This window comes from Mycetocola spongiae (genome assembly GCF_020424085.1).
GTDB classification, from domain to species: Bacteria; Actinomycetota; Actinomycetes; order Actinomycetales; family Microbacteriaceae; genus Mycetocola; species Mycetocola spongiae.
Map to the genome: position 1 here is coordinate 2,870,243 of NZ_CP080203.1, position 14,857 is coordinate 2,885,099.

Annotated in this window: 14 protein-coding genes; 9 read left to right on the forward strand and 5 right to left on the reverse strand. The window is 67.9% G+C overall.

Annotated features, from left to right (window positions below; translation table 11 throughout):
* Positions 1-58 precede the first annotated feature (58 nt).
* A complete protein-coding gene (locus tag KXZ72_RS13195) occupies positions 59-736 on the reverse strand; it encodes a SipW-dependent-type signal peptide-containing protein (protein WP_226081392.1) in 678 nt (225 codons plus the stop codon).
* 217 nt (positions 737-953) lie between these two features.
* Here KXZ72_RS13195 and KXZ72_RS13200 point away from each other — a divergent pair, with 217 nt between their 5' ends.
* Positions 954-1,301 carry a zinc ribbon domain-containing protein YjdM gene (locus KXZ72_RS13200; RefSeq protein ID WP_226081393.1) on the forward strand — a complete coding sequence of 116 codons (348 nt, stop codon included), beginning with the start codon at positions 954-956 and terminating at the stop codon, positions 1,299-1,301.
* A gap of 154 nt (positions 1,302-1,455) precedes the next feature.
* On the opposite strand, the gene abc-f is transcribed toward KXZ72_RS13200, so the two are convergent.
* The gene (gene abc-f, locus KXZ72_RS13205) at positions 1,456-3,111 is read right to left on the reverse strand and encodes a ribosomal protection-like ABC-F family protein (protein WP_226081394.1); all 1,656 of its coding nucleotides are present in this window, start codon (positions 3,109-3,111) and stop codon (positions 1,456-1,458) included.
* Between the two features lie 140 nt (positions 3,112-3,251).
* Between abc-f and ybaK the strand changes: the two genes are divergently transcribed.
* From ybaK to KXZ72_RS13230, 5 genes are all read left to right on the forward strand, one after another.
* A complete protein-coding gene (gene ybaK / locus KXZ72_RS13210) occupies positions 3,252-3,746 on the forward strand; it encodes a Cys-tRNA(Pro) deacylase (RefSeq protein WP_226081395.1) in 495 nt (164 codons plus the stop codon).
* A gap of 341 nt (positions 3,747-4,087) precedes the next feature.
* Positions 4,088-5,551 carry an NAD(P)-binding domain-containing protein gene (locus KXZ72_RS13215; RefSeq protein WP_226081396.1) on the forward strand — a complete coding sequence of 488 codons (1,464 nt, stop codon included), beginning with the start codon at positions 4,088-4,090 and terminating at the stop codon, positions 5,549-5,551.
* A gap of 48 nt (positions 5,552-5,599) precedes the next feature.
* Complete coding sequence (locus tag KXZ72_RS13220) at positions 5,600-6,337, forward strand: DsbA family protein (protein WP_226081397.1); 738 nt, start codon at positions 5,600-5,602, stop codon at positions 6,335-6,337.
* Complete coding sequence (locus tag KXZ72_RS13225) at positions 6,334-7,188, forward strand: cytochrome c biogenesis CcdA family protein (protein ID WP_226081398.1); 855 nt, start codon at positions 6,334-6,336, stop codon at positions 7,186-7,188. The genes KXZ72_RS13220 and KXZ72_RS13225 overlap by 4 nt, the downstream gene beginning before the upstream one ends.
* 197 nt (positions 7,189-7,385) lie before the next feature.
* Positions 7,386-7,862 (forward strand): hypothetical protein, encoded by a 477-nt coding sequence (locus tag KXZ72_RS13230; RefSeq protein WP_226081399.1) that lies wholly within the window; start codon positions 7,386-7,388, stop codon positions 7,860-7,862.
* Here KXZ72_RS13230 and KXZ72_RS13235 read toward each other — a convergent pair.
* Together KXZ72_RS13235 and KXZ72_RS13240 are read right to left on the reverse strand one after the other, a co-directional pair.
* A complete protein-coding gene (locus tag KXZ72_RS13235) occupies positions 7,859-9,079 on the reverse strand; it encodes a CynX/NimT family MFS transporter (protein ID WP_226081400.1) in 1,221 nt (406 codons plus the stop codon). The genes KXZ72_RS13230 and KXZ72_RS13235 overlap by 4 nt on opposite strands.
* 20 nt (positions 9,080-9,099) lie before the next feature.
* Positions 9,100-9,774 (reverse strand): FadR/GntR family transcriptional regulator, encoded by a 675-nt coding sequence (locus tag KXZ72_RS13240; protein WP_226081401.1) that lies wholly within the window; start codon positions 9,772-9,774, stop codon positions 9,100-9,102.
* A 285-nt stretch (positions 9,775-10,059) separates the two neighbouring features.
* Here KXZ72_RS13240 and KXZ72_RS13245 point away from each other — a divergent pair, with 285 nt between their 5' ends.
* Entirely contained in the window at positions 10,060-11,070 is a 1,011-nt protein-coding gene (locus KXZ72_RS13245; protein WP_226081402.1) for a helix-turn-helix transcriptional regulator, read from the forward strand.
* Between the two features lie 13 nt (positions 11,071-11,083).
* Here the strand turns inward: KXZ72_RS13245 and KXZ72_RS13250 are convergent, their stop codons facing one another.
* A complete protein-coding gene (locus KXZ72_RS13250) occupies positions 11,084-12,112 on the reverse strand; it encodes an Lrp/AsnC family transcriptional regulator (RefSeq protein WP_226081403.1) in 1,029 nt (342 codons plus the stop codon).
* Positions 12,113-12,257: 145 nt separating this feature from the next.
* Here KXZ72_RS13250 and KXZ72_RS13255 point away from each other — a divergent pair, with 145 nt between their 5' ends.
* Entirely contained in the window at positions 12,258-13,511 is a 1,254-nt protein-coding gene (locus KXZ72_RS13255) for a M20 metallopeptidase family protein (RefSeq protein ID WP_226081404.1), read from the forward strand.
* A 42-nt stretch (positions 13,512-13,553) separates the two neighbouring features.
* On the forward strand, positions 13,554-14,843 hold the full coding sequence (locus tag KXZ72_RS13260; RefSeq protein WP_226081405.1) for an MFS transporter: 1,290 nt from the start codon (positions 13,554-13,556) through the stop codon (positions 14,841-14,843).
* The last annotated feature ends 14 nt before the right edge of the window (positions 14,844-14,857 follow it).

Consider the following 14,857-nt stretch of genomic DNA (forward strand, 5'->3'; position numbering starts at 1 on the left):
CGCAATCGAAACGTTGGGGTGGGCCCCGGTGGGGCCGCGTGCCGCGCCATGCCCGGCCCTATTTCGACGAGGCGCTGAACTGCCACGTGGCCGTGGTGCTCCCGCCCTGGGCCAGGGAGGGAGCGGCGGTGACCACGATGCATAGCTTGGTGGCGGCGCCCGCGGTGTGGGTATCGGCACCCTGCGGGAGCGCCACCGCGGCGGAATCTATTCCGGTATCCGTGGCGAGGGTGGGCGCGCCGGCCAGGCGGGTGCCCGCGGCCACCCCGGTGGCATCGCAGGCGGCGGTTGCCGAGTTCAGCGCATATACGCCATAGCCGAGCCGGGTGGAGTTATCGCCGCCGGTATCCACGGTGGTGAGGGCCTCGGTGCGCAGCTCGGCCGCGTCGGTGGTGCCGGCGGCCAGGCGCAGCCACAGCGGCGCAAAAACGGTGCTGCCGGGGGAGAGGTTTCCGTTTACCGGCAGCGAGAAGGTGAGGGTGGCGGCGGCGTTGCCCGCGGTGGTGTTGTGATCGCTGAACCCCGTGGCGCCATCCGTGGTGGAGCCCTCGAGGTTAAACGACCCGGCGGAGAAGAGCCCGCCGGCGAATTCGGAATCGTTCCAGGCGGCGAGGGTGAGGGCGGACCCCAGCCCGAGGACTAGGCCCCCGGCGAGAATCGCCCGGACCACCCGGGGGCGGGAGGTATGCGGGGCGGCGGCCTGCGCGGTAATGGGATCGGTAATCTGGCTACTCATGGTGGCTCTCCTCGAAAGATGACGTGGTTTCCTTTGGGTGATGCACGAGGGCCGTGTGAGGCCCGATATGTGCATTACCGGCTGGGTGAGCTCGGCCCGGGTGCCTCGCTCTGACGGGGAAACCTAGCAGAACGCGGCGGAAATAGGCTGGGGTTTCGGGAGGGCGGAATACGCCCGATTGCGGCGCCGGAAAACCCGGGCGGCTACGATGGGTCGCATGACCGAAACCCTGCCTGCCTGCCCCGAGTGTTCCAGCGCCTATACCTATGAGATGGGTGCGCTCCTGGTGTGCCCCGAGTGCGCCCATGAGTGGGGCATCGAGGAGGAGGCGGCCGAGACCGCCGACGGCGTGATCACCGATGCCTTTGGCACGCCGCTGGCCGATGGTGATTCCGTCACCGTGATCAAGGATCTCAAGGTGAAGGGCCAGTCCCAGTCGATTAAGGTGGGCACAAAGGTGCGCAATATTCGGCTTGTGGACGGCGTGAACGGCCACGATATCGACTGCAAGGTGGACGGCTTTGGGCCGATGCAGCTTAAATCAAGCATCGTGAAAAAGGCCTAACCCGTTCCTCATCAGGCTCGACCGCGCCGCATCCCCGCCGGGGGTGCGGCGCGTTTTTAGTATCCGTGTTTGCGGATGGGGGCGCTCGCCGCGGGCAGGCGGGACGCCCCAAAAGATTTCTCTCGGCCGTCCGCCATTGGCCGGCACGGTGCCGCTAGGCGAACGTCTCCCGAACCCGCCCCGCCTCGACATGCCAGCGGCGATCGGTCTGCACGTTATTGAGCATCCGGCGATCGTGGGTGACCAGCAGGAGCGTGCCGGTATAGCTCGCGAGCGCCTCCTCAAGCTGCTCGATGGCCGCCAGATCCAGGTGGTTGGTGGGCTCGTCCAGGACCAGCAGATTCACGCCGCGCGCCTGAAGCAGCGCGAGCGCCGCGCGCGTGCGCTCACCCGGGGAGAGCTCACCCACGGGGCGCAAGACATGATCGGCCCGCAGCCCAAATTTGGCCAGCAGCGTGCGCACCTCCGCGGCCGGCAGATCGGGCAGCTGGGCCTCAATCGCCTCGGCAAGCGGCGCCGTGCCCTGTAGCAGCGAGCGCGCCTGATCGATCTCGCCGATGGCGACATTGCCGCCGAGGCTGGCCGAACCCTCATCCGGGGTGCGCCGCCCGAGCAGCACGCGCAGCAGCGTGGACTTACCCGCGCCATTGGGGCCGGTAATGCCGATGCGTTCCCCCGCGTTGACCTGCAGCGAGACGGGGCCCAGCGTGAACCCACCCTGGCGCACCACGGCCTCGCTCAGCGTGGATACCACGGTGCTGGAGCGCGGCGCGGAGCCGATCGTGAACTCCAGCTTCCACTCCTTCCGCGGCTCCTCCACCTCGTCGAGGCGCGCGATGCGGCTCTCCATCTGACGCACCTTCTGCGCCTGCTTCTCGCTGGATTCCGTTGCTGCCTTGCGGCGGATTTTATCGTTATCGGGGGACTTCTTCATGGCGTTCCGCACCCCCTGGCTGGACCACTCGCGCTGGGTGCGGGCCCGGCCCACCAGGTCGGCCTTCTTCTGGGCAAATTCGTCATAGTCCTCGCGGCGGTGGCGACGCTCGGTCTCCCGCTCCTCCAGATAGGACTCATAACCGCCACCAAATACCCGGTTGCGGGACTGCGCCAGATCCAGTTCCAGCACCCGCGTCACGCAGCGCGCCAGGAATTCGCGGTCGTGGCTGACCAGAACCACCCCGCCGCGCAGGCCGCGCACAAACGCCTCCAGGCGGTCCAGGCCGTCGAGGTCCAGATCGTTGGTGGGCTCATCCAGCAGGACAATATCAAATCGCGAGAGCAGCAGCGCGGCGAGGCCCACGCGCGCGGCCTGGCCGCCCGAAAGCGAGGTCATCGCGGTGTCCTCGGGGATCGTGAGCCCAAGATCGGCGAGCACCGCCGGGGTGCGCTCCTCCAGATCGGCCGCCCCGCTCGCGAGCCAGCGATCCAGCGCGACCGAATACACATCGGCGGGGTCCTCGCCGCCCGCGGGCGCGGGCTCGGCCAGCGCCGCGGCGGCAGCATCCATCTCGGCGGTTGCCCGGGCGCAGCCTGTGCGCCGGGCCAGATAATCGGTGATCGTCTCGCCCACGACCCGCTCGGGCTCCTGCGGCAGATAGCCGATAAAGGCATCCGCGGGGCTCAGCGTGATCGTGCCCGCCTGCGGAATATCCAGGCCGGCCAGCAGGCGTAGCAGCGTGGATTTTCCGGCGCCATTCACCCCCACCACCCCCACCACATCGCGCGGAGCGACGGTGAGATCGAGGGAATCAAAGAGGGTACGGTGGCCGTGGCCTCCGGCGAGGCCCTGGGCCACGAGGGTTGCGCTCATGGGTCCATTCTCGCAGAGCGCCGGGGATGCACACGAAACCGCGGGTGCGGGCCCGGACGCCGCGCGCCCCGGCGCGGGGCAGTCTTGCTATTCTGGGGCCGGGTCCGCGCGCGCGACCCGCGAGCGAGAGGGGCATTCCGATGGCCAAAAAGGCGGCTAAACCGGCAGGTACACCGGCGCTCATCGCGCTCGCTCGCGCCGGAATCACCGTGGCCGTGCACGCCTATGACCATGATCCCGCCGAGACCAATTTTGGCGAGGAGGCGGCCCGCGAACTCGGGGTGGATCCGGGGCGCGTGTTTAAAACCCTCGTCACGCTGGTGGACGGTACCCCCACCGTGGCCGTGGTTCCGGTGGCCGGAAGGCTTGACCTCAAGGCGCTGGCGCACGCGGTGGGCGGCAAAAAGGCCGAACTGGCGCCGATGGATCTGGCCGAGCGCAAGACCGGCTATGTGGCCGGGGGCATCAGCCCGATCGGGCAGAAGACCCGCCTCGCCACGGTGCTGGAGAGCGGGGCCTGGGAGCTGCCCACCATTTTTATCTCGGGCGGCCGCCGCGGCCTGGATATCGAAATCACCGCCGCGGATCTGGCCGCGGTCACCGGCGCGATCCCGGCGCCCATCGCGCGCGATTAATCCCGCGCAATGGGCGCCCGCGCGTGCAGCCGGGGCCCGCTTCCGGGGAGCCGCGCGGGACGTCCCGGCGGTCCGCGCGGGCCGCGGCGGGCGCTCGTCCGCGCCCGCGATAACCCCGCGGTGACCAGCGGTTTGACGCATTCGTGCAGCGCTCAGATGGCCCCTGATCGGCCATTTTGCTAGGGTAGAGGGTATTGCAGGAAGACCCGATGCCGCAATGTATGTCGGCTAGGGAGTGTTCCTAGCGTCGTTTCGCATTGCGTGAGCGGTGGTTTTTCTGCCCGGTGAAATCGCTTCACCGAGCCATATGAACCACAGGCCAAGAGGCCGGAGAGGATGCTGTGGTAGAACGCATTGCAATTATCGGAGCCGGACCCAGCGGGATGGCACAGCTGCGAGCCTTTGAGGCCGCCCGGGCGCGCGGGGCCGTCATTCCCGACATCGTGTGTTTTGAAAAGCAGGCCGACTGGGGTGGCCAGTGGAACTACTCCTGGCGCACCGGAATCGACGATCACGGCGAGCCCGTGCACTCCAGCATGTACCGCAACCTGTGGTCCAATGGCCCCAAGGAGGCCCTGGAATTCGCCGACTATAGCTTTGATGAGCATTTTGGCCGCCCCATCTCCTCCTATCCGCCGCGCGCCGTGCTGTGGGACTATATCGCCGGGCGCGTGGAAAAATCCGATGTCCGTAAATATGTGCGCTTTAGCACCGTGGCGCGCTGGGTCGAGGAAACCGAGGATGGTTTTTTCCTCACGTCCCAGGATCTGATCGCGGGCACCACCGTGCGCGAGCACTTTGATAAGATCATCGTCGCCTCGGGGCATTTCTCCTTCCCCAATGTGCCCGAGTTTGAGGGCATTCATACCTTCCCCGGCACGATCTCCCACGCCCATGATTTCCGCGGCGCGGAAAACCTCGACGGGCGCGATGTGCTGCTGATCGGCGCGAGCTATTCCGCCGAGGACATCGGCATGCAGGCCTATAAGATGGGCGCCTCCTCGGTCACGCTGAGCTATCGCAGCCACCCGATGGGCTTTGACTGGCCCGAGGGCGTGGAGGAGCTTCCGCTCCTCACGCGCTTTGACGGCGAAAACGTGCTCTTCAGCGATGGCTCAACCCGGCGCTTTGACGCGGTGGTGCTGTGCACCGGCTATCTGCATAAATATCCGTATCTGCCCACCGCGCTCGCCCTGGATTCCCCCAATAATCTCTATCCCGCGGGGCTATATAAGGGTGCCGTCTGGCAGAATAACCCGAATATTTTTTATGTGGGGGCGCAGGACCAGTGGTTCACGTTTAACATGTTTGACGCGCAGGCCTGGTATGTGCGCGATGTGATCCTGGGGCGCGTGAGCCTGCCCGGGGAGGCCGAGCGAGCCGCGGATATCGCCGATTGGCAGGCCCGCTATGCCGCGCTGCCCGATCACGATTCCGAGGTGGTTTTCCAGGCCGACTATATTCGCGACCTGATCGAGCGCACCGATTATCCGCTCTTTGACCTGGACGAGGTGGTGCGGATCTTCCTCGCCTGGCAGCGCGATAAGCACGTCAACATCGCCTCCTATCGCGACCAGACCTATCGTTCGGTGATGACCGGCACCATGGCCTCGCGGCATCACACGCCGTGGCTGGATGAGCTCGACGATAGCCTCGAACGCTATCTGGCCCCGCCCGCGAGCGCGCGCGGAACCCATCCGCGCTCCGTTTCCGGCAGCGCCGGGAGCAGCGAACGGGTGCGCGAGCGCGGCGTACCCGCCCGCGGAACCCTGCCTACCCGCCCCGCCTCGGCTCCTCGCAGCTAGCAGGGGTTAGGCTGGAGCTTTGGGCATAAACGGGGAGGCATCACCACGATGACACAGACCAAAAAACGCTATGGACTGAGCACGCTTTTGCTCACGGCAATCACGGCCGCCGCGGCCGGTGCCGTGGTCACGGCCGTGGTGATCGCCTCCCTGACCCCGGCCACCGAGGCCCCGGTTGCCGGGCCCACCGCGGGCGCCACCCCGGGGGCGACCACGGCCGCACCCGCGCCGCAGGTGCCCGATCTGGCCCGCCGCGTGCAGGGCGACCCGCTGGCCATCGGCAGCGTGGATGCCCCCGTGGTCATGATCGAGTACTCGGATTATCGCTGCCCGTATTGCAGCCTATTCTCGCGGGATATCCTGCCCACGCTGATCGATACCTATGTGGCCGATGGCACGCTGCGCATCGAGTGGCGCGATCTGCCGATCTTCGGGGAGCAGTCCGAGGCCGCCGCGATGGCGGGCCGGGCCGCGGGCGAACAGGGGAAGTTCTGGGAGTATCAGCACGCGCTGCACGCCGAGGCACCCGAGCGTGGCCACCCCGATCTGCCGCGCGAGAAGCTGATCGCGCTCGCGAGCGCCGCGGGGGTTCCCGATCTGGCGGCATTTGAGACCGCAATGGATAATCCCGCGCACGCCCAGGCCATTGGCGCGGATGTGCGCGAGGCGCAGTCGCTGGGGATCACCGGTACCCCGGCATTCCTGATCGGCGGCGAGGCGATGAGCGGAATGCAGCCGATGGAAATCTTCCAGGCCGCCATCGAGAGGCAGGCGGCGCGCCCGTGAGCATCGGCCTCGCCGGGGCCTTCCTCGGGGGAATGCTGGCGCTGCTGAGCCCGTGTTCGGTGATGCTGCTGCCCTCGTTTTTTGCCTATGCGTTCTCCTCGCGCACGCAGCTTTTTGCGCGCACCCTGATCTTTTTTCTGGGCCTGATCACGGCCCTGGTTCCGGTGGGGATCTTCGCCGGGAGTCTCGGTGCGCTGGTCATGGATCACCGCGCAGTGATCGTGGGGATCGCCGCGATCCTGATCATTCTTTTTGGGGTGGCCCAGCTCTCGGGTATGCGGCTGCGCCTGCCGAGCCTGCGCCAGCGCGAGGGCACGGGGGTGCTCTCGGTATATATCCTGGGCATCGCATTTGGTGTGGCCGGCACGTGTTCGGGGCCCGTGCTGGGCGCGATCCTGACCGTCGCGGCGCTCGGCGGGAACGCCGCCTATGGTGGGCTGCTGCTCGCCGTATATGCCGCCGGGATGGCCGTGCCGATGTTTATCCTGGCGCTGCTCTGGGACGGCCTGGACCTGGGCCGCAGCCGCTGGTTGCGGCCGCGTCCCGTGGTGATTGGGCGCTGGAAAACCACCGTGCTGGAGCTGGTCTCCGGGGTCTTGATGATCGGGATCGGTGTGCTGATGCTGCTCACCGAGGGCACCGCGGGCCTGGGAGGGATGCTCACCATCACGCAGCAATTTGCCGCGGAACAGTGGGCCTCGCGCGCGGGATCGCGCGTGGGCGACCTCGCGTTCCTGGCGCTTGCCGTGCTGGTGATTGGGCTGGTGATCGCGTGGCGAATCGTGATTCGCCGCGGCCGAGCCGAGGCCCGCGCCGAGGCCCGCGCCGAGGCCCAGGACGCCGCCAACTAGACTTCACTAATGAGGTAAGGCTACGCTAAGTACAGCCGTCCAGGTGGGCGGTGCTGACCCGGCGAGGCCGGAGTGTGGAGGCATGCCCGATGAGTGACGGCTCACCCCGGGCGGCGACCGCCAGGGAGCGGGGGAGTGCCCTGCGCCCCGTGGGCGGCGGGATGGTTCCCGAGCCCCGGCGAATATGCTCGCCGTTGGTGCATCACTGGAATGCCGCGGGGCAGGGCGAGCGCGGCCGGCTCTCGATGGCGCTCATGGCCGCATCCTGGCCGCTCTATCAGCGCGCGGGGGAGGCGGAGGATTCCGCCTGGATCGTCACGTTCCTGCTGGACGATCCGCTTGCCCTAGCCGCCGTGGTGAGCGCCCGCGGCCTGGGATCGCCCGCCGGGGCCGCCGATCTGGAGCTCGAGCCGCTGAGCGATACCTCGCTCTGGGTCGCGAGCTTTTCCGTCCCCGCGCGCTGGCATACCCGCTATGCCCTCGCGGTGCATCATGGCCCGGGCGAGCCCGAGTGGAGGGCCGTCGGTTCGGGGTGGGCGCTGCGGCGCCTCGTCTCCCGGGCGCGGGTAGATCCGCGCCGCCCGGGCGCCCCCGCGCCGGAGTGCACCCTCACGGCCACGCCCGATGCGCCGCCGCCCGCGGCCCCCGCCGGCGGATATCCGCGCGGACTCTAGGCGCCACCGCGCGCGGGAGTGCGCCGGGGGTGGGCCTCGCCGATGCGCCGATCGCGACCCGCGAGTGCGCCCGCAATGGCCTGCGCCACCAGGATAATCAGCAGGGTCAGGAGCGGAATATCCCAGCCCCGTGTGGCATCGTGCAGCAGGCCAATCGCGATCGGCCCCAGCGCGGCAAACGTATAGCCCACCGCCTGCGCCATACCCGAGAGCGCGGCGGCCTGATGGTGATCCACCGCGCGCAGGCCAAAGAGCGAGAGTGCGATCACGATCGTGGATCCGCAGCCGAGCCCAATAAAGGCCACCCAGATCGCTGCGTTCCCGGGGGCCAGCGCGAGCCCGATCACCCCCACCGCCGCGAGGGCGGTCACGACCACCGCGAGCAGGCTCTGCGAACGCGTGCGCTGCAGGATTGCGGCGGTCAGAATATTGGCCAATACCCCAAAGAGCTGCATCTCCAGCAGGTGCAGGCCCGCGGTACCCGCGCCGATCCCGGCGGAGCGCTCGATCGAGGGAAGCCAGGTGATTGCGGCATAAAACAGCGTGGACTGCAGGCCCATAAAGGCCGTAACCTGCCAGGCGAGCGCGCTGGTCCACGGCGAGCGCCGCGGCGTGCTTTCGCCCGCGGGATGCGCGCGCGGCAGGGTGCGGGTGCGTAGCTGCGGCCAGAACACGGCCAGCGCGATCAGTGCGAGTCCCGCCCAGACCCCGAGCGCCAGTCGCCAGCCCTCGTTTCCCAGGCCCGCGATCGGCACCGCGATCCCCGAGGCGGCGGCCGCGGCCGCACCCTGCACCGCCGAGTAGAGGCCCGTGACCGAGCCCACCCGATCCGGGAAATCGCGCTTAATCAGCGAGGGCAAAACCACGTTGAGCACCGCGATGGCGATGCCCAGCAGGGCCGTGCCGAGCCAGATGCCGGGTGCCCACGGGAGAGAGCGAATCACGATGGCCGCGGCCAGGACGGCCAGCGCGAGGCCCAGGGCCCGCTCCATGCCCACCCGCGTGGCCAGCACGGGGGCCAGCGGGGAGACCACGGCAAACGCGATCAGCGGGATGCTGATCAGGATCGAGGCGACGGCGGCGCTGATGCCCAGGTCCGCCTGGATATCGCCGAGCACGGGGCCCACCGCGGTGATTCCGGCGCGTAGATTGGCGCCGACCAGGAGGATGCCCACGAGGAGCAGGCCGGGATGCGGGCGGGGGAGGGGGGAGGTCATGGGATCCTAGCGGTCGGGGGTTAGTGCTGGGTGCGGTGGGCCGCGGCGATCAGGCGTCCGGCCACGGACTCGGCGCGTTCACTCTCGCCCGAGGCGATCGCACGGAGGAGGTCGCGGTGGGTGGCCCCCTCGGGTTCGGCGAGCGTCTGTAGCGTGTCCAGGCTCACGGTGGTGCCGTCGAGCTGGGTGGCCACGGCGTCGAGATTGGCATAGAGCTCGGCGAGCAGGCTATTGCCCGATGCCTCGGCGATGATCTGATGGAACGCCGCATCATGGCGCACATATTCCGCGACGCTGGGGGCGTGATCGCGGGCATCCAGCGCCTCCTCGAGGGCCGTCAGGGCGGCGGCATCGGCGTGGGTGGCGGCGCGGCCCGCGGCATATTTTTCCAGCAGGGCGCGTAATTCGCTCAGCTCACCAAGCTGGGTGGGGGTGATCCGGCGACGCAGCACCTCGCCGAGTTCGCTGCGGGCGCGCACATAGGTGCCATCGCCCGCGCGCGCCTCCAGGAGGCCGGCGTAGACGAGGGAGCGCACGGCCTCGCGCACGCTATTGCGGCTGATTCCCCAGCGGGCACCGAGCTCGGCCTCGGTGGGGATGCGGGTTCCCACGGCCCAGTCGCCCGCGATGATCTGCTCGCGCAATTGCTCGGCGGCCTGGCGGGAGAGCGGGATATTGCGGCGCGGTTTTTCCATAGATCCAAATGTAGGACATTAAGCGGAAGGGGGCAACCCCGCGGGAGCCGCTGCCTCCACCGCGGGGGCATCCGGCCCGGCCTAAGAATCCCATGAGAATCGAGAGATCGGGTTTTTAGCACCCCGGAAGGGGCACATATATTAGGCACACCCGGGTGACGATGCCGGGTCCGATTTGGGGGAAGCCCGTGGGCCCGTGGCGCTCCCGGGGGCCCGGCGCTCCCGTGGCGGGCCCCCGAATATGCCGCGCCGCGTTATCGTCAGGCGGGCCGATAGGGAGGGTATATGTGGGAAACTTCGGGCCGCCTGTTGCGGCTATTAGAACTCTTGCAGACGCACGAGGCCTGGACGGCCCTGGACGTCTCCGAGCGCCTCGGCGTGACCACCCGCACGGTGCGCCGCGATATGTCGCGGTTGCGGGATCTGGGCTATCCGATCGTCACCAATTTTGGCTCGGGCGGGGGCTATCTGCTCGAGCCCGGGGCCGCGGTGCCCCCCGTCCTACTCAACGCCGATGAGGCCGTGGCCGCCCTCCTGGCACTGCGGGCCGCCCAGTATCGCCAGCCCGCCGAAAACGATCTGCTGCGCAGCGCCAGCGAGAAGCTTGTCCAGACCCTCCCCGGGCGCATCGATACCACCCTGCGCGCGCTGGATCGGCACTCCGGATTCCACTCGCTGGCCGGGGCCATGGGGCCCGCGGAGGACATCCTCGATATCACGGTTCTGATTCGGCTGGCCCGCGCCTGCCGCGAGCGCCGCCGCGTGGAGGTGAACTATCTTGACCCCTCGCTCACCCGGATAAATCGCCGCATCGAACCGCTCCGGCTCGCCCATGTGGGGCACTACTGGTATCTGATCGCGTATTGCCTGGACCGGCGCGAGTGGGCGCTGCTGCGGGTGGACCGCCTACACAACGTGCGTATCACCGAGGCCTCCAGCTTTCCCCGGCATCCTCCCGCACAGGATCTCGACGACTATATCCGGGTGCGGGTGGGCCCGGATAGCTTCCGGTATAACATCCGGGTCCGGGTCTATGCGGAGGTGCAGTGCGTCTGGCCGTGGGTGCGCTCCCCGCGCGTGCGGGTGCAGGAGGAGCCCGAGGGCAGCTGCGTGATCCAGGCGGGGGTAGAAAACCTGACGGCGGTGGCGCGCTGGCTGCTGCTGCTGGACGCCGAGGTGGAGGTGCTGGAGCCCCCGGGCCTGGCCGATGCGTTTCGGGCCCTGGCCGAGCGGGCCCTGCGCGCGGCCGAAACGCCGGATATCCGGGAGGTCGGGGCACGCCGCCGCCCGGGCTAGCGCGCCCGGCGGGCTAAAAGATCACGCCGGATTCGAGTACGCGCGCGGGCAGGCGCGGCAGCGTGGGCTCGCCCACCGCGGCCCCGTCCTCGTCGAGCATCCAACCGATGCGCTTCACAAAGCGCAGCGTGAGGGTGCTCTCCACCAGCTCGATCTCGGGGGCCAGCTTCAGGATCGAGAGCTCCCCCGTGAGCACATCGCTCACCGAGCGCAGCCACATCACGATCGTAAAATTGGTGGTGCCCGTGGTGGAGGCGCAGAAGCGCACATTGGGGTGGCGGCGCAGCGCCTGGGCCGCCGCCGCATGCTCACCCGCGGGCAGCCGCCCGAACCACTGAATACTCACCGGGAAACCCGATTCGGACTGCGCGATCTCGCAGCGAAACGTGAGCACATTGCTTCGCAGTACCCGGTTAAGCTGCCGGCTCGCGGTGGTCGGATGCACCCCGATGGCGCGGGCAATCTGCGCGGCCGAGGCCCGCCCATCGCGCACCAGCTCGTGCACCACGCGCCAGTGGCTCGCGGGAAGCGGGTCGCGGTGCGGTTCGGGGGCGGGGTTCAGGGCCCGCAAGGCCACCTCCTGCGCGCGATCCAGCGTGTTCAGATGCCAGGTTTGCCCGCCCGCGTGCAGTGCCGTGCACACCGATACCTGGTATTTGGTGATGCCCGGGATTTGCGTGATCATGGGCATCACATCGCGGCCCAGCTCGGCCAGGGACGGGGCGATTACGGTCAGCATCAGGTCGCGATTACGCGCCGATTCCTCCACCGAGGCCACCTCGGGAATCGCGCATACCCGCTCCAGGATTACCCGTTTTTGATCCAGGGAACACTCCAGCTCGACAAACGAGAGTGAGGTCTCCATCGAGGTGCCCACGAGGTTGCCGGTGACCCAGGCCAGGCCCGACTCGCGCAGCCGCTCCCAGCGCCCGGCGAGCGTGGTGGGATGGGTGCCCAGCACATCGGCCAGTTGCGCCCATGTGGCGCGCGGGGCCAGCTGGAGGGCGTGAATCAGCGTGAGGTCCTCCTCGCGAAGACGCATCGTGACCCCTTTCCGTATGCAGTGAATCTTAGTATTTTAAAGCTATTCTGCACGATTCCATAAAATACAGGGAAAGCAGCGCAGTCTATTTCAGAATGGAGGTCACGCGTACACCGCCCCCAATGTTGAGAAAGCGATCGAGACGATGACCCATTTGGCACCCACGCCGGGCCAGGACGGCGCGACCACGGTCGCCCCCACCGATTTCGCCCGCATTGCCGCCGATGCCATTCGGCTGCGCCGCGAACTGCACCGCCGCCCGGAGGTGGGCCTGGACCTGCCCGAGACCCGCGCCACGCTGCTGCGCGAGCTCGAGGGCCTCGGGCTGGAGATTTCGCTCGGCGAAGGATGCACCTCGATCACCGCGGTGCTGCGCGGCGGCGCCCCCACCGTATCCCCGGCCCCCGTGGTGCTGCTGCGCGCCGATATGGACGGGCTGCCCGTGCGCGAGGATACCGGCGTGGACTTCGCCTCGGAGATCCCCGGCGCGATGCACGCCTGTGGCCACGACCTGCACATGGCGATGCTGATCGGCGCGACCCGCGTCCTCGCCGCCCGCCGGGACAGCCTCGCGGGCGATGTGATCCTCATGTTCCAGCCCGGCGAGGAGGGCTTCGACGGGGCCTCCGTCATGATCCGCGAGGGCGTCCTGGAGGCCGCGGGCCCGCGCCCGCTCGCCGCCTATGCGCTGCACGTCTTCTCCTCCGGCACCGAAAACGGCCGCTTTGCGCTGCGCCCCGGCACCATCATGTCGGCCTCCGATGTGCTCGCCGTAACCGTGCGCGGCCAGGGCGGGCACGGCTCCACACCGTATCGCGCCAAGGACCCCGTGACCGCCGCGGCCGAGATGATCACCGCGCTTCAGGTCATGATCACCCGCACCTTTGACGTATTTGATCCCGCCGTGATCTCGGTGGGGGTGCTGTCGGCGGGCATCGCCGAGAACGTCATCCCCGATCGTGCCGAGTTCCGCGCCACCGTGCGCACCTTCTCGGTGGCCGCCCGCGAGAAGATGATGGCCACTGTGCCCGATCTGCTCCGCGGCATCGCCTCGGCCCACGGCGTGGAGGTGGACGTGGACTATGTGCCCGGCTATCCGCCCACCGTGAACGACCCGGAGGAAACCCGCTTTGCCGAGGCCGCCATCGTGGCGCTTGGTGGACCCGAAGCCCTCGCCGTACTCGATCACCCCATGAGTGCCTCCGAGGACTTCTCCCGCGTGCTGGAGGAGGTGCCCGGGGCCTTTATTGGGCTCGGCGCCATCCCCATCGGGGACGATGTCTCCTCCGCCGCCTATAACCACTCACCGCACGCCGTCTTCGACGACGAGGTGGTACCGCGGGGCATCGAGCTCCTCACCCACCTCGCCGTGACCCGGCTGGCCGCGGGCATTTCCTAGCCCGCGCCCGCGCCTATCCCAACCCCCATCGAAGGACCTGGAATGACAAAAACCTCTCTTAGCCCCGAGAAATCGCAGCGTCGCGATCATCGCCGGACCCTCATCGGGACCGGTGTGGGCAATGCGCTGGAATGGTACGACTGGAACGTTTATGCGGCGTTCACGGTTTTTATCGCCGCGCAGATCTTTAATAACGACAACCCCACCTCGGCCGTGCTGGCCACCCTCGCGATCTTCGCGGTGGGCTTTGTGGCCCGCCCGTTTGGTGGGTTCCTCTTTGGCTGGATCGCCGACCGCCGCGGCCGCAAGTTCTCGCTGATGCTCGCGATTGCGCTGGCCTCGCTGGGCAGCCTGATGATCGGCCTGACCCCCACGTTTGAGACCGCGGGAGTCTTCTCCTCGCTGATGCTGCTGGTGGCCCGCCTGATGCAGGGACTCGCCCACGGTGGCGAGCTGCCCTCCGCGCAGACCTATCTCTCGGAGGCAGCCCCGCGCGAGCGCCGCGGGCTGTGGTCCAGCTGGATGTACATCACCGGAACCTTCGGAATCCTCTTTGGTCTGCTCGTGGGCGCGGTGCTGAATAGCACCATGAGCGCGCAGGCGATGGACGACTTCGGTTGGCGCATCCCGTTCCTGCTGGGTGCCGTATTTGGCCTGTTCTCGCTGTATATGCGCAGCGGAATGAAGGAGTCCGAGGTCTTTGAGAAGAACCTCGCCGAGAAGCGCGCACACGATCCCGTCTGGCCGCAGATCTATCGCCACCGCAAGGCGGCCATGCAGGTTATCGGTATGACCCTGGGTATCACCGTGGCCTATTACGCCTGGGCCATTAACGCCCCCGCGTTTGCTGCCTCTAGCCTTGGCATCGACCGCGGCCAGACGCTGTGGGCCGGCATCATCTGCAACCTGGTCTTTATGGCCGCACTGCCGCTGTGGGGAATGCTCTCCGATAAGATCGGCCGCCGCCCCGTGCTGCTGGTGGGTACCCTCGGTTCCGCCATCGCGTATTTCCCGATGGTCTTCCTGCTGCAGGATTCGATGTGGCAGCTGATCGCCTCGATGAGCGTGATGCTGATCGCCCTCTCGGCGTTCCTCGCGATCGCCCCGGCCGTTTATGCCGAGCTGTTCCCGACCAGCGTGCGCGCGGTGGGTGTGGGCCTGCCCTATGCCCTGTGTGTGGCACTATTTGGTGGAACCGCCCCGTATCTGCAGGTATGGATGGGATCGCAGTTTGGTCATACAGCCTTCGCGATCTATGCGGTGGCACTGCTGCTGATCTCCACCGTATTTGTCTGGTTCCTGCCGGAAACCAAGGCCAAGAACCTGGCCTAGTTCCGGCGGTCGTA